The 25,785-nt window shown below is 50.6% G+C and carries 19 protein-coding genes, 2 tRNA genes and 3 rRNA genes; 17 read left to right on the forward strand and 7 right to left on the reverse strand.

The features are described from left to right. Position 1 precedes the first annotated feature (1 nt). Positions 2–1,183 (reverse strand): acetate/propionate family kinase, encoded by a 1,182-nt coding sequence (locus BGX16_RS07640; RefSeq protein ID WP_100425519.1) that lies wholly within the window; start codon positions 1,181–1,183, stop codon positions 2–4. Between the two features lie 66 nt (positions 1,184–1,249). On the opposite strand from BGX16_RS07640, the gene BGX16_RS07645 reads away from it, so the two are divergent. Continuing rightward, a complete protein-coding gene (locus BGX16_RS07645) occupies positions 1,250–2,176 on the forward strand; it encodes a tetraacyldisaccharide 4'-kinase (protein WP_100425520.1) in 927 nt (308 codons plus the stop codon). On the opposite strand, the gene BGX16_RS07650 is transcribed toward BGX16_RS07645, so the two are convergent. Continuing rightward, a complete protein-coding gene (locus tag BGX16_RS07650; RefSeq protein WP_241899494.1) occupies positions 2,122–2,511 on the reverse strand; it encodes a rhodanese-like domain-containing protein in 390 nt (129 codons plus the stop codon). The genes BGX16_RS07645 and BGX16_RS07650 overlap by 55 nt on opposite strands. Positions 2,512–2,693: 182 nt before the next feature. On the opposite strand from BGX16_RS07650, the gene BGX16_RS07655 reads away from it, so the two are divergent. The 3 genes from BGX16_RS07655 (at position 2,694) to BGX16_RS14990 (ending at position 7,680) form a co-directional block, all read left to right on the forward strand. Further along, positions 2,694–4,355: a GGDEF domain-containing protein gene (locus BGX16_RS07655; protein ID WP_157797928.1), complete on the forward strand. Its 1,662-nt coding sequence runs from the start codon at positions 2,694–2,696 to the stop codon at positions 4,353–4,355. Positions 4,356–4,361: 6 nt separating this feature from the next. Continuing rightward, a complete protein-coding gene (locus BGX16_RS07660; RefSeq protein WP_100425522.1) occupies positions 4,362–5,084 on the forward strand; it encodes a pseudouridine synthase in 723 nt (240 codons plus the stop codon). Between the two features lie 64 nt (positions 5,085–5,148). Further along, entirely contained in the window at positions 5,149–7,680 is a 2,532-nt protein-coding gene (locus BGX16_RS14990) for an Ig-like domain-containing protein (protein ID WP_157797929.1), read from the forward strand. Positions 7,681–7,741: 61 nt separating this feature from the next. On the opposite strand, the gene folD is transcribed toward BGX16_RS14990, so the two are convergent. From folD to BGX16_RS07680, 3 genes are all read right to left on the reverse strand, one after another. Beyond that, complete coding sequence (gene folD, locus BGX16_RS07670) at positions 7,742–8,587, reverse strand: bifunctional methylenetetrahydrofolate dehydrogenase/methenyltetrahydrofolate cyclohydrolase FolD (protein WP_100425524.1); 846 nt, start codon at positions 8,585–8,587, stop codon at positions 7,742–7,744. A 113-nt stretch (positions 8,588–8,700) separates the two neighbouring features. Beyond that, entirely contained in the window at positions 8,701–8,928 is a 228-nt protein-coding gene (locus tag BGX16_RS07675; RefSeq protein WP_100425525.1) for a hypothetical protein, read from the reverse strand. Positions 8,929–9,108: 180 nt separating this feature from the next. Then, the gene (locus tag BGX16_RS07680; RefSeq protein WP_100425526.1) at positions 9,109–9,795 is read right to left on the reverse strand and encodes a hypothetical protein; all 687 of its coding nucleotides are present in this window, start codon (positions 9,793–9,795) and stop codon (positions 9,109–9,111) included. 46 nt (positions 9,796–9,841) lie between these two features. On the opposite strand from BGX16_RS07680, the gene BGX16_RS07685 reads away from it, so the two are divergent. Beyond that, on the forward strand, positions 9,842–11,218 hold the full coding sequence (locus BGX16_RS07685) for a BamJ family beta-barrel-assembly machinery protein (protein WP_100425527.1): 1,377 nt from the start codon (positions 9,842–9,844) through the stop codon (positions 11,216–11,218). A gap of 74 nt (positions 11,219–11,292) precedes the next feature. On the opposite strand, the gene BGX16_RS07690 is transcribed toward BGX16_RS07685, so the two are convergent. Both BGX16_RS07690 and BGX16_RS07695 read right to left on the reverse strand, forming a co-directional pair. Next, positions 11,293–12,027: a pyridoxine 5'-phosphate synthase gene (locus BGX16_RS07690; protein WP_100425528.1), complete on the reverse strand. Its 735-nt coding sequence runs from the start codon at positions 12,025–12,027 to the stop codon at positions 11,293–11,295. 8 nt (positions 12,028–12,035) lie between these two features. Continuing rightward, on the reverse strand, positions 12,036–13,118 hold the full coding sequence (locus tag BGX16_RS07695) for a divergent polysaccharide deacetylase family protein (protein WP_157797930.1): 1,083 nt from the start codon (positions 13,116–13,118) through the stop codon (positions 12,036–12,038). A gap of 30 nt (positions 13,119–13,148) precedes the next feature. Here BGX16_RS07695 and miaA point away from each other — a divergent pair, with 30 nt between their 5' ends. The 12 genes from miaA (at position 13,149) to BGX16_RS07755 (ending at position 25,763) form a co-directional block, all read left to right on the forward strand. Further along, positions 13,149–14,054: a tRNA (adenosine(37)-N6)-dimethylallyltransferase MiaA gene (miaA, locus tag BGX16_RS07700; RefSeq protein WP_100425530.1), complete on the forward strand. Its 906-nt coding sequence runs from the start codon at positions 13,149–13,151 to the stop codon at positions 14,052–14,054. A gap of 297 nt (positions 14,055–14,351) precedes the next feature. Further along, a 16S ribosomal RNA gene (locus tag BGX16_RS07705) occupies positions 14,352–15,875 on the forward strand. A gap of 90 nt (positions 15,876–15,965) precedes the next feature. Beyond that, a tRNA-Ile gene (locus BGX16_RS07710) sits at positions 15,966–16,039 on the forward strand. Between the two features lie 14 nt (positions 16,040–16,053). Continuing rightward, positions 16,054–16,126 (forward strand) — tRNA-Ala (locus BGX16_RS07715). Positions 16,127–16,320: 194 nt separating this feature from the next. Further along, a 23S ribosomal RNA gene (locus BGX16_RS07720) occupies positions 16,321–19,260 on the forward strand. 118 nt (positions 19,261–19,378) lie between these two features. Next, a 5S ribosomal RNA gene (rrf, locus tag BGX16_RS07725) occupies positions 19,379–19,493 on the forward strand. Together the 16S, 23S and 5S rRNA genes with 2 tRNA genes alongside form the textbook arrangement of a ribosomal RNA operon. Positions 19,494–19,702: 209 nt before the next feature. After that, positions 19,703–21,583 carry an alpha-amylase/4-alpha-glucanotransferase domain-containing protein gene (locus tag BGX16_RS07730; protein ID WP_100425531.1) on the forward strand — a complete coding sequence of 627 codons (1,881 nt, stop codon included), beginning with the start codon at positions 19,703–19,705 and terminating at the stop codon, positions 21,581–21,583. After that, on the forward strand, positions 21,580–22,272 hold the full coding sequence (locus BGX16_RS07735; protein ID WP_100425532.1) for a hypothetical protein: 693 nt from the start codon (positions 21,580–21,582) through the stop codon (positions 22,270–22,272). Before BGX16_RS07730 ends, BGX16_RS07735 begins: the two co-directional genes overlap by 4 nt. Beyond that, positions 22,262–22,966: a lytic transglycosylase domain-containing protein gene (locus tag BGX16_RS07740; RefSeq protein ID WP_100425533.1), complete on the forward strand. Its 705-nt coding sequence runs from the start codon at positions 22,262–22,264 to the stop codon at positions 22,964–22,966. The genes BGX16_RS07735 and BGX16_RS07740 overlap by 11 nt, the downstream gene beginning before the upstream one ends. 19 nt (positions 22,967–22,985) lie before the next feature. Continuing rightward, positions 22,986–24,350, forward strand: coding sequence for a TolC family protein (locus BGX16_RS07745; protein WP_100425534.1), 1,365 nt, complete (start codon positions 22,986–22,988; stop codon positions 24,348–24,350). 1 nt (position 24,351) lies between these two features. Then, positions 24,352–24,933: an MlaC/ttg2D family ABC transporter substrate-binding protein gene (locus BGX16_RS07750; protein WP_100425535.1), complete on the forward strand. Its 582-nt coding sequence runs from the start codon at positions 24,352–24,354 to the stop codon at positions 24,931–24,933. Next, positions 24,930–25,763, forward strand: a complete 834-nt coding sequence (locus tag BGX16_RS07755; protein WP_100425536.1) for a hypothetical protein — start codon at positions 24,930–24,932, stop codon at positions 25,761–25,763. Before BGX16_RS07750 ends, BGX16_RS07755 begins: the two co-directional genes overlap by 4 nt. Positions 25,764–25,785 lie beyond the last annotated feature (22 nt).

Consider the following 25,785-nt stretch of genomic DNA (forward strand, 5'->3'; position numbering starts at 1 on the left):
ATTACTTTACGAGAGCTTCGGTGTCGAGAGCAATCAAAAGTTCTTCGTTTGTCGCTACGACGATTGCCTTCGGAGTGCCGTCCTTGGTAATCAAGTGGTTCGATTCCTTGCCGCTCTTGTTGTTGCGATCGTCGTCAATCTGGTAACCGAGAATCTTCAGGTTTTCGAGAGTCTGCTTACGAACGTAAGAGCTGTTTTCGCCGATACCGCCAGTGAAGACGATGGCGTCGATGCGCGGAAGAGCCATGGCGATGCCGCCGATTTCACGGGTGAGTCTGTAGCAGAAAACGTCGAGGGCAATCTGGGCGCGCTTGTTGCCTTCGCTTGCGGCCTGCGTCAAAGTGCGCATGTCGTTCGAAAGGCCAGAGAGACCGAGAAGACCGGATTCCTTGTTCACCAAGTGGTCGAGCTGATCGATCGTGCCGTATTCCTTGCTGTACTTCTTGCTGATGTAGAAGAGAATCGCCGGGTCGAGAGAACCGGAACGGGTTCCCATGATCAAGCCTTCGAGCGGAGTGAAGCCCATTGTGGTATCGACGCACTTGCCGTTGAGAATCGCGGAGCAGGAGCTGCCGTTACCGAGGTGAGCGGTGATGAGGCAGGTTTCTTCCGGTTTCGTGCCGAGAACGTTGCAAGCTTCTGCGGTCACAAAGCGGTGGCTTGTGCCGTGTGCACCGTAGCGACGGATTTTGTCTTGTTCGTAGAATTTGTACGGAATACCGTAGAGGTAAGCCTTTGTTGGCATCGTCTGGTGGAAAGCCGTGTCGAATACAGCGACCTGCGGAATATCCGGGAAGAACTTGGTTGCGCATTCCATGCCGGTTGTGTGAGCCGGTTCGTGAAGCGGTGCAAAGAGCGTGATGCTACGGATGTAGTCGATGACTTCTTGCGTCACTTTTTCGCTCTTGATGTACTTACCGCCATGCACGACGCGGTGACCGATGGCTTCGATCGAAGAGGTGAGATTCTGGGAGTCAAGGAACTTCTTGACCTGGTCGACTGCTTCAGCGTGAGTCGGGCAGTCAAAGTTGAAATCGATTTTGCCTTCCGGACCCTTTGCCTTCGTGTGACCGTTCACGCCGATGTTTTCGACGAGACCGCTTGCGATGGATTCCTTTGTATTTGTATCGATAACGGCAAACTTCACAGAAGAGCTACCGCAGTTAAGAACGAGTACGCGCATAACTATAGCCTTGTTTTTCAGAATTTAAATTGGACGAGATTAAAGGTATAAATTTAATTTGAGACCATGCTTGGGCAAGTTCCATTTCCGCTGCGATTTTTACTGGCTGGTATTTACCGGGCTGTATTTTGCGCCTTTCGTAGAACGCTTTACCGCCCAAAGAAACCGTTACAAAAAAGTCGGGTTTGGATCGTAGGATCTTTCCTTGCCGGCGGCGCTGGCAAAACACCTCTTGTTCAACGGCTTTCGGAACTTTTGACGGCGCAAGGATACCGCGTAGCCATCCTTTGCCATCAAACCGCCTGGGATGAATTTCGAATGCTTCAATCCTCGCCCTGTGGAGCGTCCGTCTTTCAAACATCCAATCGTTACAAGACTGCAAAACAGCTCGATGGAAAGTTCGACATTTTACTTTGTGACGGGGGGCTCGAAGATACACGTTTTGTAAATGCCACCCGGTTCGTTTTGCGGTGGGACGAAACGGCAAAATCCCTGACCGATCTGTTTCCCTGCGGTTCATGCGTGAGCCTTGAAAAAGATCATCCCGATGCATGGACGATTGACGGCTACCGTGAACAGGCAACCTCAAGCGCGGATATGGCGAAGCCAAATTTTGCGGTCACATTTGGCATTGAAAAGATTCAAAACCTTCAAGGGAAATCGCTTTCTCCAAATTCACCCGTGGCCGTGGTCACGGGCATCGGAAACCCAAAACGTTTTGCGTTAGACATCGAAAGCTTTGGACTTCAAATTCAAAAATGCGTATTTCTTACGGATCATTCCAAGGCATACGCACGAGTTCTCCGCGCAGAACTCGACGGGGATCTTCCTATAGTTCTTTCCGAAAAAGATGCTGCCCGTCTCAGTGTACAGGAAAAAGAAAACCCGGCCCTCTATATTGCAAAGGAACGGGTTCAAATCAATTCCGCCTTGTTGGATTATTTAAAAGCGGCTGACGGCGGTGCTGCCAAGAATCCACCGTCCACATTGTAAACCTTGGTATAACCCTGCTGAATCAAAAAATCTGAAGCGGCACGGCTTCGCTTTCCGCTGCGGCAGAATATAAGCAGGTTCTTGTCTTTCGGAAGTTCCGAGTAGCGGGCCTGAATCTGCTGCAGAGGAATGTTCAAAGAACCGGCGACGGTACCCTGGGCGACTTCCTGCGGAGTGCGGACATCTACAAAAATAGCCTTGGCTTTCTTATCCTTGCTCATTTCAATCGCCTTTTCCCAAGAGACCGTGGTGAACAAATCCTTGGAATCGTTTCCCGCGAAGGTAAAACCGCAAATGCAGAGGATGAGAAGTGCGAAAAGGGTAAAGTGCTTCATAGAATCTCCTTGTTTGGTTTTAAAATTATCAATCCGCATTCCAAGTTGGAATGATAAATCTGCCTTTTTTGCAAAAAAATGTTTGTTATCGAACAAAGAAATCGCTTTGAAGTTGGATTTCCCTTTATGCTATGTAAATTGTAGAAAGGAGTCGTTAAAAAATGATATCGACAAAACGGAAAATGGGATTTCTTGCGGCAGCATTTATGCTTGCGGCGGTGTTCATTGTTTCATTGATTGGGGTTTCTAAAAATCGTTCTTCGAACAATTCCATTGTTTGGGATTCTCCTTGGGAAGTGACGTACCATGGGAAGACATCGCAGCCACCATCACTGGCTCAGTATCGACCGATTCAAGGGGAAGCTCCACTTGGGGATTCCTTGCTTTTGGAAACGACCTTGCCGACGCGACTTTCGGATTATTCCGCATTGCATATTCGATTGTTTGTGTCGACGATGGATGTTTATTTAAACGACGAAAAAATTTATTCCTACGGGCAAGAACTTTTAAGCGAAGGCTTGATAGTGGGAAGCGGATATCATCGGATTGAACTTCCGGCTGGATGGGGCGGCCAAAAATTAAGGCTGAAAGTTTATGCGGCGGAATCGGGAGCCTTTGACATTATGCCAGAGACGACGATTCTACCGAATCAGATGATGGGCGCTCCGTATTTGGCGGAGCATATTTCGGTGTCGTTCTGCATCGCGATTTTTATGACCCTGTTCGGGGCGATGGCGATGGTCGGCGGCATCGGCGCAATGGGCTTTGCGGGCTATTTCGTCCGTTTGCCGTTGATCGGATTCTTTTCCTTCGTACTCGGTATTTGGACGATTTGTTACACGCATGAAATTCAGCTGATTTCGCTGAACCTGGAATTCAATGCGATTCTTGAATATGCGATGCTTTATCTTGCACCGATTTCGATCGAACTTCTATTCGTCAGTATGCGCAGAAAGAAACTTTCGGGATGGCGCTGGTACGGGCTTGTGTCACTTCCGATTTTTAATGGAATCTTTTTTGCCGGAACGACGATTCTCCAGCTTGCGCATGTGGCGAACTATCCTCAATTCCTGTTGCTTTTCCATATTTACATGGTCTTGGGTATCGTGTTCCTGATGGTGCCGGGAGTTGTTTATTCTAAAAAGGATGGACTTCCGGAAAGAATTTCCGATATCGGATTTTTGCTCTTCTGCCTTTCTTGTATCGCAGAACTTGTCGTATTTAATTTGAGCCGGGTTACACCGGGTGTGGATCCGCGAGGAAATCCGATTACGTCTTGGGGACTTCTCGTCTATTTGATGTCTTTGCTCGTCAGTTATGTGATTTACTTGCAGCGTGCGATTGTGAACAAAACGGAAAAGGACCTGCTTTCTTCGCTTGCGTACCGAGATGCTTTGACGGGGCTTTACAACCGTGCAAAATGTGAGCAAATTTTCGACGTGCTGAACGGAATCGGTTCGGACTATGCGGTGACGAGTATCGACATGAACGGCCTAAAGAAGCTGAACGATACCTATGGGCATGGGAAGGGCGATGAACAGCTCCAGGCATTTGCTAAAACCTTGTCCGAAGCGTTCAAGGGAATCGGAACTCCGATTCGTATGGGCGGCGATGAATTTTTGGTGATTGTACGGCAGGAACATTTGAACGATATGGAAACCGCCTTTGAAAAAATGCGAGTTCTTCAGGAAGAAGCCTCGCAAGTTTTGCCAATCCCGCTTTCCGCGTCTTACGGAACCGCGATGCGTAGTGAAGTGCGTTCTACCGCAGGCGATGTTTACCGCCTCGCGGACGATCGCATGTACAAGATGAAAAAAGAATCCAAGGATACGCGCGAGGATTAGCTCTGCATGCCTCTGAAACGTTTCGGCGTCGCCCGAATTCTCAACAAACGCGGATACTGTTCCCGCTCTGTAGCCGAAAATCTTGTCCGTGAAGGTCGTGTGACCTTAGATGGGCGCCTTGTCCGCGACCCGGAAACGCCTGCAACGGAATCTTCTAAAATCACCGTCGATGGAAAGCCTGTTTCGAAAATAGCGCATGTTTACTTCGCAATGAACAAACCCCGTGGAATTGTGACGACCGCTTCCGATGAAAAGGGACGTAAAACGGTCATGGACCTTTTGAAAGGAAAATTGCCGCAGCATGTTTTCCCTGTTGGACGTCTCGACAAGGCGAGCGAAGGTCTGCTTCTTTTTACCAACGACACCGCTTTCGCAGACCGCATTCTTGCCCCGGAAACACATCTAGAAAAAGAATATCACGTTCAGGTTTCCCGTGCACCCTCCAGAGAAGAAATGGAGCAAATGAAAAAAGGAGTTCTGGTTCCTCCGCGCGTTTTTGGAGAATCTCCGGAACAGATGCGAATGGCGGATGTTCGCGTTTTACGAACCGGCGAAAAAACGGCTTGGCTTTCCGTTGTGCTGCATGAAGGCAAGAATCGAGAAATTCGGCGTATTTTGCAGACTTTTGAAATAGAAGTCTTGCGCCTTGTCCGCGTTCGCATTGGAAATTGGGCGCTTGGGAATTTAAAACCCGGTGAAATTTCCAAATTGTCTTTAGACAACGCATAAAACTTTATTTTGCTCGCGCATTCTTTAGCGAAGATAGATTTTTAGCATAAAGGAATGGTGTACTATGCAAAAATCAAAATTCGCTGTTGCGATGTTTTCGACTCTATTTGGTTTGGGTTCTGCGGCTGCTGAAGTACTCGCGTTTCCGGAAGCTTTGGGTTTTGGCGCCCAGGTGACTGGTGGCCGTGCGGGTTCCGTTTATCATGTTACCAACCTCAACGATTCGGGCGAAGGCTCTTTTCGAGATGCGGTGAGTCAAGGAAACCGAATAGTTGTCTTTGACGTGGGTGGAATCATCCATATTCAGACGGCGGTCTCTATCAAGAGCAACATTACCATTGCGGGGCAGACAGCTCCCGGTGAAGGAATCGCTATTCACGGCGGAAAACTCAGCACAGGTAAACAGAGTAACATCATTATTCGTTACTTGCGAATCCGACCCGGCGAAAATACCAATTCCGAAAAGGACGACGCCCTTAACTTATACGATGCGAAGAACGTTATCGTGGACCATTGTTCTGTAGAACTCGCTCCTTGGAATAATTTTGGAGGCTCTTCGGACAATGCGAATTATCGCGTGACAGGCGTGACGGTGCAGAATTCTCTAATCGCGAATCCGATCGGTCAGCAGTTCGGCGCCCACATCGAATCGGTGGACGGCGCCTGGTCTTGGTATTACAATGCGTTCGTGAATACCCACAACAGGAATCCCTTGGATAAGATCAACGATGTCTTTGTCAATAATATCCTTTATAATTTTGAAGCGGGTTATACCACTCATACGAGCACGCATTTTAATCACGACATTGTGAACAATTACTTTGTATATGGTCCAAAGGGTAGCAATCCCTGGTTCCAGGTCGATAAGAACCAGAGCATTTACGCTTCCGGCAATATGATTGATACGAATCGCGATGGAGTGTTGAATGGGGAGCCCTCGACGATTTATTACTACCAAGGTGCAGGGGAAGAACTTTCATCGCCTTGGAACGAAATGACCGTAAACGGTCCCATGCTCAGCGCCGCCAGTGCTTGGCGTTATGTGACTTCCCAGAGTGGCGTGTTGCCTTACGACGATATCGATTCTTTGGTGTGGTACCAGGTAGGAACTCTCGGCACAGCTGGTGCTCTTGTCAAGTCGGTTGGAGCGATGGGTCTCACGACGAATAATGGCTGGGGCGAAGTGATCTCGGGCGAAAAGGCTCTCGATACAGACGGCGATGGAATTCCGGACTTTTTTGAAACTGCAATGGGCTACAATGTGACTTCGGACGATGCAATGACAATCGGTGCAGATGGATACGCCTATATTGAAAAGTACATCAACTGGCTCGGTGCGATGCACATGACCGCTTCGAAAAATGGAAAAGCATCTTTCGATCTACGTTCAATTACAAAGGGTTTCCAGGCTGTTTCTCCGTCCTACACTCTTTCGGCTGCCGAAAACGGCTCAGTGTCTTTAGAGACGGACGGTTACACAGCTACATTCTCGCCGAATCCGAATTTTACAGGTCTCGCCTCTTTCAAGTACACGGTCAAAGGTTCTGATGGAACGAAATATACGGGCCGTGTCGAAGTCCTTGTCGAAGAAAGTGACATTGTCTCGGTCCCCGCTCTGGTCCTGAATGCTGGATCTCCGGATCAGAGCCTTGTGCTTGGCGATTCCATTCAAAGCATCACCTATAAATATTTCGCTTGTGGCGGCGCAAAGGCGACGGAACTTCCGGACGGCATTACGGCAAAGGTGAACACTTCGGACAGTACAATTGTTTTGCAAGGCATTCCGACTGCGACCGGAATTTTCGGCTATACCATCGTCACGACCGATGACGGCGGTGAAAGCGCAACGGTCAGCGGAACCATCACGGTTCGCGCCATGGCAAGCGTGATTACGGCTTCTACGGAATTTCTTAGCAGTGTCAATGCCGCCTATCCAAACGAAGGTGTCGGCGCCTATGAAGAAAATAATGCAGGCTGGATAGACAGCGGCTATTACAATTTCAACAACAGTTTGGAAAGTTATGGCGCTTGGAATTTGAATGTGCCGACCGCCAAGAATTCCGCAATCTTAAACATCCGATTTGCAAATGGAGGCAGTACCGATCGCAGCATGGAACTTTTCCTCAACGGGAAAAGCGCCGGAATCATCGTGTTTCCGTCTACGTCGAATTGGACAACTTACGACAGCGTATCTGTACAGGTGAATCTTTCGAAAGATACGAACGTTCTGCGTCTCAAGTCTCTCACGGAAAACGGGGGCCCGAATATAGACGAGTTCCGTTTTGACGTTGCAGGTGTTACCCAGATTCCGGGTGAACTTCTCAAAGAAACTGAACAGCAAATCAATGATCCAGAAGAAGAAATGGCTATCGGTTCCACGGTTCCGCTTCAAATGGTGACCAGTGCTGCTTACGACTTGAGAACGGGAATCCTTCGCATGTCGCATTCTGCCTATGTCCAAGTCTCTGTCTTTGACATGAGCGGTCGAAAAGTGGCAAATTTTGCGGGAAATGTTTCGCCTGGTGCAACGCAGTTGGGCTTTAGCCGCTCGACGCTCCCCAAGGGACGTTATCAGGTTTGCGTTCAGGTGAAGTAAAATTATCGGAAGGAAAAAGCCTCCCTGCGGGGGAGGCTCTTTAAATTGTAAGCGGTAAAATTTACTTGCCGAGGAAACTTTCGCCGCTGTCCACGCTCTGGTAAATGAGCGTGTTTATCGTCATCGGACCGACTCCACCCGGAACCGGGGTGTAGGCGCTAGCGACATCTTCAAGACCGGCTTTTTCCACGTCACCGACTCCACCTGGATGGTAACCGGCATCGATCACGACCGCGCCCTTCTTGATCCAGGCGGTCTTGATGAATTCCGGCTTGCCGACCGCGCCGATCAGAATGTCTGCATCGCCGACGTACTTTTCGAGGTCCTTGGTTTTGCTGTGGCAAATTGTCACGGTGCAGTTTGCGTTCAAAAGCATCATGGCCATCGGCTTTCCGAGGATGGCGCTACGTCCGACAACCACAGCGTGCTTGCCTTCCAGGGGAATGTCGTAAGCCTTGAGGATGCGCATAATGCCAGCCGGCGTTGCGCTACCGTAAGCTTTTTCGCCCATCGCCATCAGGCCAAAGCCGAGGCAGGTGACTCCGTCCACGTCCTTGCGACGTTCGATTTTTTCAAAAGCGGCGCGTTCGTCAATGTGACGCGGAACCGGGTGCTGCAGCAAAATGCCGTGTACGTTCGGATTTTCGTTCAATTCTTCGATCTTGGCGAGGAGCTCTTCGGTCGTCGTCTGCTTCGGCATGTGAACCGGGAGACTTTCCATGCCCACGCGAGCGCAGGCGTTGCCTTTCATTTTCACATAGGTGGCGCTGGCCGGGTCGTCGCCCACGAGAATCGTGGCGAGGATTGGGGTCTTGCCTGTGCGTGCCTTGAGGGCTTCGACGCGTTCCTTCAGTTGAAGTTCAGATTCTTTGGCGAGTTTTTTGCCGTCGAGGATAAGAGCTGACATAGGATCTCCTGTTTTTTAAAAAGATAGAAAACAGGAATTGTGGTTGATTCCTGTATCAAAATTTCCCCTTGAAAAAATTCTGGATTCTGGCAGCTGAATGCCGAATCGACAGATCAGTCACGAACGCTCAAGCTTGCAATGAAAACCGCAAAGGCCACCATCGGGCTGAGCTTTGCCGTCTGCCTGGAGCTTTCGTAAATTCTTTCAGGTTTCACCGCTGTCATTTCTGCGAAAAGGGCTTTGCGCGCTCTTTCCTGCGCAATTTCAAATTCTTGGGGGGTGCGCACGACACGAGCCTTCTCTGCAGTGGAAGAGAATAACGTATTGCTAGTAGCTTGCATTATTGTACCCTCTGTTTCGGAACACACATGTGCTCCGTCATCCACTCAATCCATCTGTATACTAATTTTAAGAAAAGTTTTCCTTTGTGTAAAGTGTTTTGTAACACATCTTGGAAGATTTGGGCGGGAGGATGATCTATGTCACTCTTAGAATGTTGTTTTTAACGAAAAAACGCCAATTTATAGTTTTTGGCTCATTCCGAAACGGAAATGCAGGATCAAAGAGAGGGCGCCTGCCTGAATCCAATGTTCCGAAGTCGCATCGGTAGGCTTGTACGAGTTGATGCTGAGGGGCAACTGTAGCAAGTGCGCATAGGAGAAAGTTACAAGGAAATTGTCTGTAAAGGTATAGGTCAGGGCAAGCGAGAGCATGCAGCCGACGCCGACCAGGTTCTCGGAGTCTTCGTTGTCGTCAGAATCCACGTGCAAATAGCTCACGGTAGGCGAGAACTTGCCTTCGACGACGTAGTAACGCTTCGAAATGAATTCCGGGCCTACGCTGAGCAACGACCAAATGGCACCGTAAAGGGCATCGTCTTCGCCAAGAGCGGCTGGACTCACGATCACATATTGGGGGATTAAAATCATCCACATCGGGGCTACATGCACTTCGCGCATCGTATTCAAATAACGACGGTACTTAATAGGAATTTTTTCCTTGTTGGCGTCAAGCGTTTGCGGGGTAATGACTCCATAGAGGTTCAGATTAAAGCCTGTGTGTAGCTCTCTGCCGGCAACGCCCGGAATCCAAAAGGCTGTGGGGCCGATTCCTGCATTAAACGGAACTTCAACGTGCGTTACGGGGCGTGCTGCGTAAAGGGTTGCGGCAAATGCTGTTAAAAATAAAACGACGATCCACTTTTTCATGATAAAGTTCCTAAATTGGGAGGTATCAAATATCAAGGATTAAAATATGAAATTATGGACTTCTAGTATTTTTTCCGCTGCCGTTTTGGGCACGTTAATCGCTTGTTCTTCGTCTCCGAAGCCGGAAACCGCTCCTGCAGCTGCGGCTTTACCGACGGATTCTGTTGCATCAACGGATTCGGCTGCAGTTGCCGTTAAAAAAGACACTTTGATGACGCCGAAGGACCGTTATAGCTATGCCCTCGGAATGGATATGGGCCGTGCCATTAAGAATGTGGATGCGGAAATCGACAAGGAACTTTTCCTTCGCTCTTTGAGCGATCAAATGGATGGCAAGGCTTTGCTGATGACCGATTCCCAGGCGGAAAAGGCTCTCCAGGAATTGGTTCTTCAGATGCAGGTCACGCGCGAAAAGAAGGCCGCAGAAGCCGCTAAGGCCGCTTTGGACTCTCAGAAAGTCTTCCTTGAAAAGAATAAGACTGTAGCTGGCGTGATCACCACGGCTAGCGGTCTTCAGTACAAGTATATTACCCAGGTAAAGGATTCGAGCGCAAGAGCTCCGAAGCTCACCGATAAGGTGCGAGTCCATTACGCTGGCGCTCTTTTGAACGGAACGGAATTTGATAGCTCTATCAAGCGCGGCGAACCGCTTGAATTCCCGGTGAATGCTGTGATCAAGGGCTGGCAGGAACTTTTGACTTTGATGAAGGAAGGTGAAAAGGTTCAGGCTTGGATCCCGAGCGAACTCGGTTACGGTGCAGAAGGCGCATCTCCGGTGATTCCGCCTAATTCCCTTCTCGTCTTTGAAGTGGAACTTTTGAATGTGGTGACAGCTTCTCCGGTGGATACGGCCAAGGCTGTGAAGACTCCGGAAGAACAGAAGGCTGACAGCATTGCAGCCGCTAAGCAGGCTAAGCAAGATAGTATCACCGCTGCCAAAAAGGCAAAGACCGATAGCATCGCTGCGGTAAAGGCCGCGAAGAAGGCAAAGCAGGACAGCATCAAGGCTGCCAAAAAGGCAAAGGCCGACAGCATCGCTGCGGTAAAGGCCGCCAAGAAGGCTGAACAAGACAGCATCAAGGCTGCCAAAAAGGCTGAACAAGACAGCATCAAGGCCGCCAAAAAGGCCAAGCAGGACAGTATCGCTGCCGTAAAGAAGGCGAAGCAAGACAGTATCGCCGCTGCCAAAAAGGCAAAGGCCGACAGCATTGCCGCAGTAAAGGCTGCGAAGAAGGCAGAACAGGACAGCATCAAGGCCGCAAAGAAGGCAGCTAAAGCAGAATCCGCAAAACCAGCGGAAACGGCTAAAACCGAAACGGCGAAGCCGGCAGAACCGTCCAAGACCGAAGCCGCAAAGCCAACTGCAGACACCGCAAAGCCTGCTGCTGATACAGCAAAGGCCGCTCCTGCCGCAAATAAGTAATTCTTGAAAATTGAAAAAAAACTTCCGAGTTTTCGGAAGGTTTTTCTTTTAAATCGAAAGTATTGAATCAAAAATCAATGTTCGGCGAGGCGAATCGATTCGAGCATTTCGCGAACGGCACGGTCCATACCGATCATCACAGAACGTCCGATGATGCTGTGTCCGATCGTCAATTCTTCGATACCGTTGATACTTGAAATGTAACCGACATTGCGGTAGTTCAAGCCTTGCCCTGCGTTGACGCGTAAACCATATTTGCGAGCAAGAACGGTCATGTCTTGGATGGCGGCGAGTTCACGATCCACGTCTGCGGAAGAACCTAAATCAAAAGCGTTTGCAAAGTGACCTGTGTGCAGTTCCACAAAGTCCGCTCCGATTTTCTTTGCCGCTTTTACCTGGTCCGTATCCGGATCGATAAAGACGCTCACGGCGATATCGTTATTTTTGAAGGAGGCGACGGTTTTGGTCAGTTCGTCGATTCGAGCGGCAACGTTCAAACCGCCTTCGCTGGTCACTTCCTGATTTTCAGGAACAAGCGTTACCATATCCGGCTGAATATCAATCGCGAGCTGGATCATTTCTGAAGTCGGAGCCATTTCCAAATTCAAATGGGTCGTTACAATGCCGCGGAGCAGTCGAACATCGCGCTCTTGAATGTGGCGGCGGTCTTCTCGCAGGTGTGCGGAAATACCGTGGCAACCGGCAAGTTCTGCCAGGGTGGCGCCTGCAACAGGATCCGGTTCGCGGATCTTGCGGGCTTCGCGGATCGTAGCGATGTGGTCAATATTTACGCTCAGTTTAACAGGCATGAGCCCTCCTATTCAGTTTGGAAGATATTGGATAAACTAACAAATTCTGTCCCTTGTGCAGTCGCGTCGGCTTCTAAATTTTCGATAGCCTTGAAGCTCGCGTTCGAAATAGGAAGAATCAAAATTGCTTTGCCGGATCGTCTTGCCGTTTTCAAGACCCGAGAAACATAGACGGCATGCGTCATTCTAGACGGGTCGAATGGGCTTTCTGTACGACACTTAAGATGGATGTCCTCGCAGACGTCTTCGGCTCTGGAATAGCGGTTCTTGGTTAAATCCATAAACCAAAGGTTGCGTTCTTGGAGAGGATTGAAAATGGCGTGGAGCAAGGCTTGCTGTTCCACGGCGCGGCTGCCGAATCGAGTCGCAATTCCTTGTGCGTGGGGAACTTTTTCTAAAGCGTCTGTGACAATGTCCTGAATTTCAGATTGGGATTGATGAATAAAGATCATCGATTTGCTGAAGGATTTAGAACGAAGCTTCTTGTCTTCCATCGGAAGCCAGACGACGGATTCGTACTGATTCAGTTTTGTAAGGCCCGCTTTGAAGGAAGAAATTTCGGACGGTGTAATCAGCAGGGAATACGGAAAGTTTAGTCCGTTCAATTCGTCCGCATAACCTGAAAGTTCTTTGCTTGCGTAAAAGGCGACCGCCAAACGGGACGTATTATTATAAAAGCTATCCGCGACCTGCAACTGAACGTAGAAGGTATCGCCAAAGGGTGCGACAAAGTCAAAATCGACAACCGAGCCGTTTCGACTTTCGACTTCTTCCATCGAAAGGACTTTCCCGCCGTGCTTTTCCAAATGCCTCTGCGCTTTCAAAAGGTAATTCGGGTAAGAAATTCCGCGTCCGACTTTCCAAATTTCGCGCGGGTTCTTCTTTTTTTTCGGCAGAACCTTTTGAACGGGAATCTCTTGAAGAAGTTTCTTCATATAGGGATCCGCGTCCGCAAGCATCGGCTTTGATTTTTTTAAGCCCGTCGCGATTAGCGTATTGTCAAAGGCTTCCTGATTCATCAGAACAAAGGATACCCCTAAAAGAACAATCGCAATACAAATCGTGACCAGGATGAGATTCTTATTTTTCATGCAGTCCAAATATAACTACATTGAAAATCGATGCCCCTTCTTTGTGCTCTAGTCGGCGCCACAGGCGTAGGAAAAACGAAACTCTCTCTTTCGCTTGCGAAAGAGTTTCGTGCGAAAATCATTTCAATGGATTCCCGCCAGATCTATAAAGACTTCTGCATCGGCACGGCTCAGCCGTCTAAAGAAGCGCTAAAGAATATTCCTCATCATCTGGTAGATTTCTATCCTCCGACGGAAAGTTTTTCGGTGGGCGAATTTGTCCGCTTGGTCAAAGAGCTTTTGCAAAAGAATCCTCGGACTCCATACATCTTGGTCGGCGGAACGGGAATGTACTTGCAAGCGCTCACGGAAGGGCTCGCCGAAATTCCGCAGGTCCGTGAAGACATTCGAAAAGAGTGTGAAACGATTCTTTCGAACAAAGGCTTAGATGCTTTGTATCAAATGCTCAAAGAAATCGATCCGGATTCCGCACAAACTATTCTCCCGCAAGACCGCCAACGTTTGCTACGCGCTCTAGAAGTTTCGATGCAAACCGGTCGCAAGTTTTCCGAAGTCCGCAGCAACCGTAAAGGTGGAATCGGAAACGTGAAAACCTTCTGGCTTGATCGTGAACGTACAACGTTGTATGCAAACATCGACAAGCGTGTTCTGCAAATGATTGAAGACGGCTGGAAACAAGAAGTGGAAAACTTGCTTTCACGAGTTCCGCTGGAAGCTCCGGCATGGCAGAGCCTTGGATATAAAGAATGGGTATCCTGCATTCAGGGGAAAATGTCCTCTAAAGAAGTCGTCGATGCGGTTCAGCTGGGTACAAGACGCTATGCAAAGCGACAAATCACCTGGTTCCGTCACCAAACAGTGGCGGAAAGAATCGATTTAGGGGAAGATTTCAATCAAAACTTCGAAAAAATTGCCCAAAGTTTGATTTCTGAATAAGAAATCAGTTAAAAAATTGTTGATAGAATGTTCTTTTCATGAAACTAACCTAGAAAATAATTGTTTTTACGCATGGAAAGTGAAAAAAAAGCAAAAAAATTAAAAAATAGAGCAGGAACCCCTTGACGATTCCGTGGGGATTTCTATAATTGGCCTCGTTCCGGTCGGAAACGGCCAGGAAACGCCCCGGACGGGATCCGGGCAGGCTGATTGAAGGATTTGGAGATGTGCTTGAGTGATGCTCCGGTCAATCAAATTTGACGGAAAAGGAAGCGTGTCGGGACAGACCTTTAGAAAACAATGAAGAGTTTGATCCTGGCTCAGAACGAACGCTGGTGGAGTGTCTTATACATGCAAGTCGAGCGAGGACGTAGCAATACGAGCCGAGCGGCGAATGGGTGAGTAACGCGTAAGCAATCTGCCCCGCATTCCGGAACAACCGTGCCAACGCGCGGCTAATGCCGGGAGCCGTGGCGGCCCGCATGGGCCGTTGACGAAAGATTCATCGATGCGGGATGAGCTTGCGTCCGATTAGCTAGTTGGCGGGGCAACGGCCCACCAAGGCGACGATCGGTAGCCGGCCTGAGAGGGCGATCGGCCACATTGGGACTGAGAGACGGCCCAGACTCCTACGGGAGGCAGCAGTAGGGAATATTGCGCAATGGGGGCAACCCTGACGCAGCAACTCCACGTGTGGGATGAAGCATTTCGGTGTGTAAACCACTGTCGAGAGGGAATAACTCGGCCTTTCGGGGCCGTTGAATGTACCTTTAAAGGAAGCACCGGCAAACTTCGTGCCAGCAGCCGCGGTAATACGAGGGGTGCAAGCGTTGTTCGGAATCACTGGGCGTAAAGGGAGCGTAGGCGGGCCGCCAAGCGTTCTGTGCAATCCCGGGGCCCAACCCCGGACCCGCAGAGCGAACTGGCGTCCTTGAGTGGTTCAGAGGCCGGCGGAATTCCTGGTGTAGCGGTGGAATGCGTAGATATCAGGAAGAACACCGATGGCGAAGGCAGCCGGCTGGGGACCCACTGACGCTGAGGCTCGAAAGCGTGGGAAGCAAACAGGATTAGATACCCTGGTAGTCCACGCGGTAAACGATGCATACTAGGTGTCCCGGGGCGACCCGGGGTGCCGTAGCTAACGCGTTAAGTATGCCGCCTGGGGAGTACGTACGCAAGTATGAAACTCAAAGGAATTGACGGGGGCCCGCACAAGCGGTGGAGCATGTGGTTTAATTCGACGCAACGCGCAGAACCTTACCAGGGTTTGACATGGAATCGCCGCGGCGAGAGATCGCCGTTTTGCAGCAATGCAACGGTTCACACAGGTGCTGCATGGCTGTCGTCAGCTCGTGTCGTGAGATGTTGGGTTAAGTCCCGCAACGAGCGCAACCCACGTTTCCAGTTGCCGCCCGCAAGGGGGCTCTCTGGAGAGACTGCCGGGGACAACCCGGAGGAAGGTGTGGATGACGTCAAGTCCTCATGGCCCTTACATCCTGGGCCACACACGTGCTACAATGGGCGGTACAATGGGCAGCGGGGCCGCGAGGCCGAGCCAATCCCCAAAGCCGCCCTCAGTTCGGATCGGAGTCTGCAACTCGACTCCGTGAAGCTGGAATCGCTAGTAATCGTGGGTCAGCACACCACGGTGAATACGTTCCCGGGCCTTGTACACACCGCCCGTCAAGCCATGGAAGAAGGGAGTGCTCTAAGTCGCGATGCCAACCCGCAAGGGAGCCAGCGCCTAAAGCAAGACCTTTGACTGGGGCTAAGTCGTAACAAGGTAGCCGTACCGGAAGGTGCGGCTGGATTACCTCCTTTAAGGAGTAAACCGCGGTCCTTTTGGACCGCCACCCGATTCGCAAACCAAGGCATCAAGCAAGTACATCTCTAAGCATTTCAATGAGTCTAGGGTCTGTAGCTCAGTTGGTTAGAGCACCGCTCTGATAAGGCGGGGGTCAATGGTTCAAGTCCATTCAGGCCCACTATGTTCTAACATGGGGTTATAGCTCAACTGGTAGAGCGCCAGCTTTGCAAGCTGGATGTTAGGAGTTCGAGTCTCCTTAGCTCCACTAACTCTTTGAAATAAAGAAGTTTTATGATTGCTCTTTGAAGTAATCAGATAATTGACAGTACGGGAAGCAATTCCAGAGAAAGTGATAACAAGCATACAAGAAGCGAAGCAGTTTCGAGTGACTGGGTGGCCCGATCAATGACAGGGCGCCGAGCTGCTCATGCGAAGCGAGAGCTATATCGCTGGAAAGAAGGAATTAAGCATAGGAACGCACACGGGGGATGCCTAGGCATTCGCCGGCGACGAAGGACGCGACAAGCTGCGAAAATCCCGGACGAGGCGCAAAGGGCCCGTGACTCCGGGGACTCCGAATGGGACAACCCGCGCGGGGCGACCCGCGCATCGCGGGGCCGAACACATAGGCCCCGTGAAGCCAACCCAGTGAACCGAAACATCCAAGTAGCTGGAGGAGAAGACATCAACCGAGATTCCCCAAGTAGCGGCGAGCGAACGGGGAGGAGCCCAAACCGGGAGCGATCCCGGGGTTGTAGGACTGCCGCGTGACGCGAAGAGAGGTGCTGAAGCGGGATGGAAAGCCCCCCCCCAGCAGGTGACAGGCCTTTAGGGACCGATCTTCGCGCTTGGCAGTATCCTGAGTAGGGCGGGGCACGTGAAACCCTGCCTGAAGCCGGGGGGACCACCCTCCAAGGCTAAATACGAGCGGATGACCGATAGCGACCAGTACCGTGAGGGAAAGGTGAAAAGCACCCCGAGAGGGGAGTGAAAGAGCGCCTGAAACCGTGTGCGTACATTCTGTCGGAGGAGGGACTTGTCCCTCTGACGGCGTGCCTTTTGTTTAATGAGCCAGCGAGTTGCTCGTGTACGGCGAGGCTAAGGTCCTGAGGACCGGAGCCGCAGCGAAAGCGAGTCTGAAGAGGGCGCCTAGTCGTACGCGGCAGACACGAAGCCTTAGTGATCTACCCATGGCCAGGCTGAAGCGGGGGTAACACCCCGTGGAGGGCCGCACCGATATACATTGAAACGTGTCCGGATGAGCTGTGGGTGGGGGTGAAAGGCCAATCAAACTGGGCGATAGCTTGTTCTCTCCGAAACATATTTAGGTATGGCGTCGCGACAGGCTGCCGGGGGTAGAGCACTGGATGGACTAGGGGGCACACCCGCTTACCAAACCCAACCAAACTCCGAATACCGGCCAACCGATTCGCGGCAGACAGCCCGCGGGTGATAAGATCCGCGGACGAAAGGGAAACAACCCTGACCACCGACTAAGCGTCCCCAAGTGCGCGCTAAGTGGGAAAGGATGTGGGACTGCTCAGACAGCCAGGAGGTTAGCTTAGAAGCAGCTATCCTTTAAAGAAAGCGTAATAGCTCACTGGTCGAGCGGTCCCGCGCCCAAAATTATCGGGACTAAGCGCGTCACCGAAGTCGTGGGCTCCAGCGATGGAGCGGTAGGAGAGCGTTCCGCAGGCCTGGGAAGGCGGGTGGCGATGCCCGCTGGAGGTACCGGAAACGAGAATGCTGGCATGAGTATGCGAAAACGCGGGTGGAAAGCCCGCGCACCGAAAATCCAAGGTTTCCCGGGTAAAGTTAATCTTCCCGGGGTCAGCCGGGACCTAAGACGAGGCCGAGAGGCGTAGCCGATGGGGACGGGGTCAAGATTCCCCGGCCTCCCACGAGGCGTCCGACCGACGGGGCGACGCATCGAACAGTACACAGCCACCGATGGACGCGTGGCGGAAGGAGCGTAAGGCGGCAGGGAGGCAAATCCCCCTGCCACGTGCCCGAGACTCCCGACCGGAGGAGGGCTTCGGCCCGAATCCGAGCTGTACATGCCGGTGCCAGGAAAACCCCCTAAGGGAGCCGCGAGGGAGCCCGTACCGTAAACCGACACAGGTGGATGGGGCGAGCAGCCCAAGGTGCTTGAGACAACCCAGGAGAAGGAACTCGGCAAATTAACCCCGTAACTTCGGGATAAGGGGAGCCCCCGGCGGTCAGCGCGGACAGCGCGGAGCCGCTGGAGGCCGCAGAGAAATGGCAGAAGCGACTGTTTACCAAAAACACAGGGCCATGCAAACCTGCAAAGGGAGGTATATGGCCTGACACGTGCCCGGTGCCGGAAGGTTAACAGGAGGGGTCAGCGCAAGCGAAGCCCCGAATCGAAGCCCCGGTAAACGGCGGCCGTAACTATAACGGTCCTAAGGTAGCGAAATTCCTTGTCGGGTAAGTTCCGACCTGCACGAATCGTGTAACGACTTCTGCACTGTCTCCTCCTGAGACTCAGCGAAATTGCAGTGCCGGTGAAGATGCCGGCATCCCGCACCTGGACGGAGAGACCCCATGAACCTTCACTGAATTTTGACATTGGTTTTAGGCCTTGCATGTGTAGGATAGGTGGGAGGCTTTGATGGCGGGGCGCCAGCCCCTCCGGAGCCGCCGTTGAAATACCACCCTTGCCAGGCTTGAGGCCTAACCCGCGCCCCTCACCGGGGCGGGGGACCGTGTCTGATGGTCAGTTTGACTGGGGCGGTCGCCTCCCAAAAGGTAACGGAGGCATCCAAAGGTTCCCTCAGCGCGGTCGGTAATCGCGCGCAGAGCATAAAGGCAAAAGGGAGCCTGACTGCGAGGCGGACACGCCGGGCAGGTACGAAAGTAGGGCTTAGTGATCCCGCGGTACAGCGTGGAACGGCCGTTGCTCAATGGATAAAAGGTACTCTGGGGATAACAGGCTGATCTCCCCCAAGCGTTCATAGCGACGGGGAGGTTTGGCACCTCGATGTCGGCTCGTCGCATCCTGGGGCTGGAGAAGGTCCCAAGGGTTTGGCTGTTCGCCAATTAAAGCGGCACGCGAGCTGGGTTCAGAACGTCGTGAGACAGTTCGGTCCCTATCCGGTGTGGGCGTACGAGACTTGAGGGAACCTGTCCTTAGTACGAGAGGACCGGGACGGACGAACCTCTGGTGTACCGGCTGTCGCGCCAGCGGCACCGCCGGGTAGCCATGTTCGGATCGGAGAAACGCTGAAAGCATCTAAGCGTGAAGCCGTTCCCAAGATAGGGTCTCGCGGGGGCAACCCCCTGAAGGGCCGTCGGAGACTACGACGTCGATAGGTCGCAGGTGTAAGCGCGGCGACGCGTTGAGCCGAGCGATACTAATAGCCCGTGAGGCTTTTCCTTTTCTTCCTACGATGTGGCTTTGCTGCGCGTGAGCAGCCTGGCGTCCGGAGGCACCCCATTCGAGGGCTTCGCCGGCTATGCTTCTTTCCCTGGGCATCCCGTACTGAGAGATTGAAATTTCGGCGGTCATCGACGGTGGGTCATACCCGTTCCCATTCCGAACACGGAAGTCAAGCCACTTGTCGCCGATGGTACCTGGCCCCCGGGCCCGGGAGAGTAGGTCGCCGCCGGATCCACGGGCCCCCGCGGGACATCGCGGGGGCCCTTCCTTTTTCCCCCGGAATCTTCCCTTGTGGCCTTGGTCCTGAAAAAGGCTCCGTGTTGAAAAGGCGGACCCGGGTCCGCCTTCTGTGTTTTAAAGGGTTTAACTGTTTTGTTTGAAATTACTTTTCTTTCGGGGTGAGTTTTCTACAAAATGGCTTTTTTGTTCTATTTTTGAAGAATGAAACCGCAGAAATTATCACTCCTGCTGTATATCAAAGATCCTTTTGATTTGAAAAAAGGTTCTTTTGATGTACTGTATTCTCAGATCGCAGTTGAAATTCGAAAGCTTTTAGAAGAATGCAAAATTCGTCTGTCTTTATACTTGCCTGGAAACGTTATTCAGGTGTGGAATAAGCAGAACATCGCTGACATTGTTTGGATGCGTGGTGCAATCCGAGAGGGGAAACTTGAAATTGTAGGCGGGGGTTTTTATGATGCAATGCTTCCTCTGTTTCCGACAGAGCTTCAAGAACTTCAGTTGAAAGAACATTTCTGTTTGGTGGAAAAAGTTTTCCAGACAGAGCCTGTGGGGTACTTTAATTCCTCGATGGCCTGGGAAATTGGGATGACGGAAGTGCTTGCGAAGCAGGGATTCCGCTATACGCTGGTTTCGGAAAAAAGTTTGCAGGATACTTTAGGGCGTGCGACGCGTGTGACGGGCTGGTATACAGCGGAAGACCGTGACTCGGTCATGCGGCTGTTGCCCATTTGCCAGAATTTATGCGAAGTTTTGCAGCAAGAGTCTTCTACGCTGCAAGCGAAGCTGGAATCTTTAGGTGAAAGCGAGACGACATGGGTTGTGACGCAAGCGATTCCGCTTTCAAGCATGGAGAAAATAGGAGCTTTCTTTAAGCGCCTGCGTGAAAATTTTGAACAGTTCTCTTTTCAATTCTGGACGCTTTCCCATGTTTTAGAGGAATCTTCGGGTGGAAAGGTGAACCTGATGAGCGATATTGGAACGAATGTGGGGCTTCCTGCGGGTTCGCACAGCTGTCGAGAACTTCTTTTACGCCGTCCGGAAGCGGATTTGATGCACAAGCAATTGCTGATCGCCAATTCCCACGCGAAGAGTCTTTTGCCGGAAAAGGAACTTTTGGGTGTGCAGAGAAAGCTTTTGCCGTTGATGGCTCCGGAGTATTACGCGGATCTTTATGATAACGAAGGTGTGCGCAGTCCGGTTGTACGTTGGAAAGGCAATGCGAGTATTATCGCTGTTGAAGAAGAAATTGAAAATCGAGCGAAGCTCGATGGTCGACGTGTAGAAGTCTCGGATTTTTTGCGCAACGGGAATCGCCAAATTCTGGTGAACAATTCTAATTTGCAGTTCTTGCTGGAACAGCGGAAGGGCGCGACTTTGCGTTCTTTGGTTTATAAGCCAGCCCAGCTGAACCTGGTGAGCGCCTTTCAGCAGAACGGTGATGTGCCGCGTGCCTTCGCGGATCATTTGCTTCCGACGTCCCTAACGGATATGAAGCAGATCGATGCCGCATTGAATGATGGCCAAGGCATTCTTTCTGCGCCGTATGATTATGAGATTGAGCGGAAGGAAAACTCTTTGGGCGTGATGCTTCGTGCGGAGCAGATGGCGAATGTCGCTGGTAAGGAACATGTTTTGCATATCGACAAAAAATTTGAATTGAACCGTTCGAATTCGGAACTCGATGTGCGTTACGCCTTGACGAATGGAACGTTTTCGGATTTGGAAGCTTACTTTGGAACAGAGCTGAATTTGGGTGTTCGCATAGTCCACGGTCAAAGGGCTTATTCGTTGAAGATCAACGGGCAGAGCGTTTCCCTTGACGCAAGTGTGCCGTTGCTCTTTCCGGATGCGACTGTGGTGTCTCTCAAAGACGGTCTGCTTTCCTATGCTTTCCGATTCCGTTTTTCGCAGCCGGTGAAGGTCGCGTTGAATTGGATTATGGGATCTCACCAGACCGCGGCGCCGACCGTGGTGCAGGGCGTTCGACTGTTCTTGTTTTGGAATTTAAAATTGCAGGGCCAGGGTGAAACCGATTTCGGTATTCACATGGATTTTTCTAAGCGGGGATTCTTTTTATGAATTCGGAACAGATCGATTTATTTGTAGAAGAATCCGACCAAGAAGTCTATGTGCGCATTAGCGGAACTTTTGGCTTTACGCAATTTGCGCCGTTGCGTGAAAAGGTCAATCGCATTATGGATGGCCCAGGAAAGCGTTGGTTTTTGGACGTGGACCGAGCTCGCTTTACGGACAAGGAATATCTGAAGCTTTTCTTGGATTTTTTGGAAAAGGCGAAACAGAAAGATACGGAACTTGTACTTGTTTATAATGGGGATGAAAATAAGAATTTCTTTGCGCCGTATGCGCACATCTTTGCGGTGACGGGAAACTGGAAAACCTACCGGCGCAAGGGCGTTCTTGCTGCAATCGGAGCTGTAGGAGCCTATTACAACAAGCAGACGGGTATCCGCTTGAGTCCGTTCGTGGCGTTGGTGCTGATCTTTGTTCTATTGGGATGGTTCTTTACCTTGTACGGGATTATCCGGGGGCAGCAGGAAGAAATCCGTGTTCGGGAAGCGCATGTCTTGGAAATGGAACAGGAAACGGAGCGGATGCGAAATGAACTCGATTATTTGCAGTCGATGATCGGGCCGCTTAAAAATTTAGGTTTGATCATTGATTCGACGACTTCCAAGCGTTCAGAGACGCGCATTCGCAACTGGACGAAATATTTGGACCGTTTAGAGACTCGCCGCCGTGAAAAATAACGTCCGGCTGTCTGCAATCCCCTCGGCAATCGTTTTGATTGCGGTGATAGGCCTGTTGGCGGGCTTTATCGGTTTTTGGTGGTATGGCTCGGTCCAGATGAATCAGCTTTCGATTCGGGAAGCGCGTTTGCAGAAGGAAGCTGTGCAATACATCAAGTATCGGAATTGGACGCTAGACTATTGCCATATCTATTTCGCATTGGATATTGTCTCAAAGAATAAGATGACCTCTGCCCAGAAGAAGATGCTGAGCGATGAAATCTGGATGATTTCGCGTAATTACGGTTTTGACCCGCTGCTGATCCCTGCGATTGTTTTTCAGGAAAGCAAGGGGAATCCGAATGCGAAGGGACGGTATCGGAGCGGCGCGGAGTCGGGAGCCTATGGCTTGATGCAGTTGAAAGTGCCTACAGCCCAGTCAATTGGAAAGCGTTTTGGATTAGTGGTGAACGACGGTTCGGATCTTTTGCGTCCGGAAGTGAGCGTGGTTGTGGGAAGCGCATACCTGATGCGGTTGGTGGGGCGTTATGGCGATTTGAAGAAAGCAATCATAGCCTACAATCTGGGGCAGGGTGGGGTGGATTCCAAGATTCGAAGTGGAACGCCTCTGCCGACAAACTATTATGAAAGTGTTTTGGCAAAATATCGGAAATTACAGCGGCTTGTCCGTGAAAGGATAGGCGAAATGCCTTAGGATTTCTAAATTCAGGAGGATGATTTTTCGGATTTTGCCCTTTTTGTTAATCGCGGTCGCTTTCGCTACGGAAGTGCGGTATGATTGCGAGGGCTTTGTCGAAAGAGGCCTTTCGATGGATCCGATGCTTGCGGAATCCCGTTTTTCGACTGAAGCGAAGAAGAACAAGATTTCTGAGATCAAGGCGGCTGCCATTCTTTCCAAATTTGAAATTTCCATGATGGTGGGACCCGCTCCCGGTTTGAAGGAAACCGTGGACGATTGGGGCGATACCGTCGATACGTGGGATTTTACGAAAATGGGGCCGTTCTTTGGAACGGAAATTAAGGCTGTGCAACCGTTGAATTACGGACAGTACAAGGTCGGAAAAAAAGCGGCAGAAGCGGACCTGCGCCAGACAGAAATGAGCGTCATCGGCAAAGAACATGAAAAAAGCGTCGAACTGCAAACGTATTATTACAACTATCTGCTCGCTCTTGAAATGAACCGCTTGGCGGCCGATGCCAAAAAACAGATGGACCGTGCGGAAGAAAAACTCGAAGAAGCCTTGGATGATGACGATCCGAATGTTTCGCAGACCGACCTGCTGAGGCTCAAAGCGAGCCGTCATACGCTTGACGAGGCAATCATCGATGCGGAAAACGGACTTGCCCGTGTGAAGCTTGCCGTAAAATTCTCGCTCGGGCTCGATTCAAACGAAACCTTTGCTCCGATGGACACGGTCCTTGCGGAACGGTCGGAATATTTTCCGACTCTCGACGAAGCGAAGGAGCTTGCGGTGCGGCATCATCCGGATTTGAAGCGTTTGAATGCGGGGCTTGAAGCGAGGCAGTATCAGCTGCAACTGGCAGAAGCGAAGCTCGGTCCGCAGTTCTTCTTGATGGGTGAATTTACTTATGTGAAGTCTTGGGCGGGAAACCGTACCGCGGTGCAGAAGAACGCCTTTGCGCAGGATGCGGTGAACAAGATTTCGGGTGCGATCGGCTTTGGCGTGCGTTACAATTTGAACTTTTGGCGCAGTTGGAGTTCTTATGTTTCAGCGCGGACAGAATTGCGCGGCTTGAAACTGAAAGAAAATTATGCGTCGGAAGGAATTCTTTTGCAGATGGAAGAACAGTACATTCAGACGCAAGGTGCGAAGGCGAAGCTCGAAAGCTTGCGTTCAAGCTTGAGAGCGAGCGAATCCATTTTGAAGAGCGCCGCGATGAAGTACGATCTGGATCCTTCGAATACGAGTGAACTCGTTTCGGCTTACAAGGATAACCTGATGCTTCAGAAGTCTTATTATTATGCAGTCTGCAAGTACAACATTGCATTTGCGGAACTGATCAGTCGGATGGGACTTTCCCTTTCCGAATATCATCAACTTGATTTGGGTAAATAATATGAAAATTCAAATACTTCTCTCGATTGTCGCTATGTCTTTTGTGACGGCTTTTGCGGCTGATCCGGTTCTGGCGATTTCCAAGAACGACAAAGAATTGCAGACTCTTTTGAAAAAGAAGAGCCTGAACAAGAAGGACAATGAACGCGTCAAGGCTCTGTTGAGTGATGTGTTCAACTTTAAGCGTCTTGCGGAAAAAACCTTGCCGAAAGAAACCTGGGCCTCTCTCGATGATGCTTCGAAGGATTCCTTTGCAACGGAATTTCAACGTATGGTGCGCAATTCGAGCGCAAAGCGTCTTGAAATGTATCGCACCGACAGTACGATTTACGATGCTCCGAAGCTGAAGAAGAACAATACGGAAGCGAATGTGACGGCGCATCTCTGGTACAAGGGTAAGGAATCCGTTCTCGTTTATAAGATGACATTGGAAAACGGCAACTGGATGGCTTGGGACTTGGTGATTGACGACCTTTCGACGGCTCGCAATTACAAGGAACAGTTTGCAACGATTCTGAAGACGAAGAGCTTTGGCGAACTTCTCGAAACGATCAAGAAGAAGGCTGACGAAATCGAAGAATGATTTTTGACGCTCTCGTCATTCTAGCAGCGATTATTGGAGGCGGACTTTTACTTTTCCCGGTGAAAGTCCGTTTTTTGTTTCGCGTACAGAAGAATGCGGGTAAGTTCGAAGTCCGGATTTTTCGCAAGAAGGTCTTTACGACCGAAGAGGAAACGGTAGAAGAATCGGAAGCCACAGAAGAAGTGGACGTGGCGACGGCAGAAGAAATACGCGCAAGCGAAGAAGACGACTTTGACGATGAAAATCCTTGGAAGAAGGAAAAGTCTGTTGAAGCCAAAGCTCCTGCAAACGAGAAGTCCGAAAAAAAAGCCGCGGAAAAATCGGAAGAGAAATCCGATAAAAAAAAGTCTGAAAAATCGAAAAAGAAGTCGAAAAAGAAATCTTCCGATGAAGAATTTTTGACCCTGGTGCTTGACCCGCGCTTTGATAAAAAGCTACTGAAGGATTGCTTCCAGATTGCAAAGGCTTTCTTTCGCATATTCCACTGTTACTTTGAACCGACCGTTGTCGATGGTATTCGTTTGGAGGATTACGAAGACATGGGCTATGCGATGGGCGGCTTGAATTTTTTGTGCGGTACGATACCGCTTTTCAACAACTGGGAATTTTTGATGGACTGGGAAGGAAACCGTCCGCTAAAAGTGGAAGGTGGTTTTGTCGCATCGTTCTCGATTGCCCGGATTCTGGGCTTTGGCCTTGTGAGTGTTTGGTCCGTGCTCGGACTTGTGCTTTTGTATTTGTGGAACCTTCGCCGCTACCGGAAGAATCCGGAACAGTTCCGTTTGATTTTTTGGCGACGTTGGGTTGTTCGCTTTTTAGCGGCGGATTAAAAGTTTGATATCAAGAGGATGA

The organism is Hallerella succinigenes (genome assembly GCF_002797675.1).
Taxonomy (GTDB): Bacteria; Fibrobacterota; Fibrobacteria; order Fibrobacterales; family Fibrobacteraceae; genus Hallerella; species Hallerella succinigenes.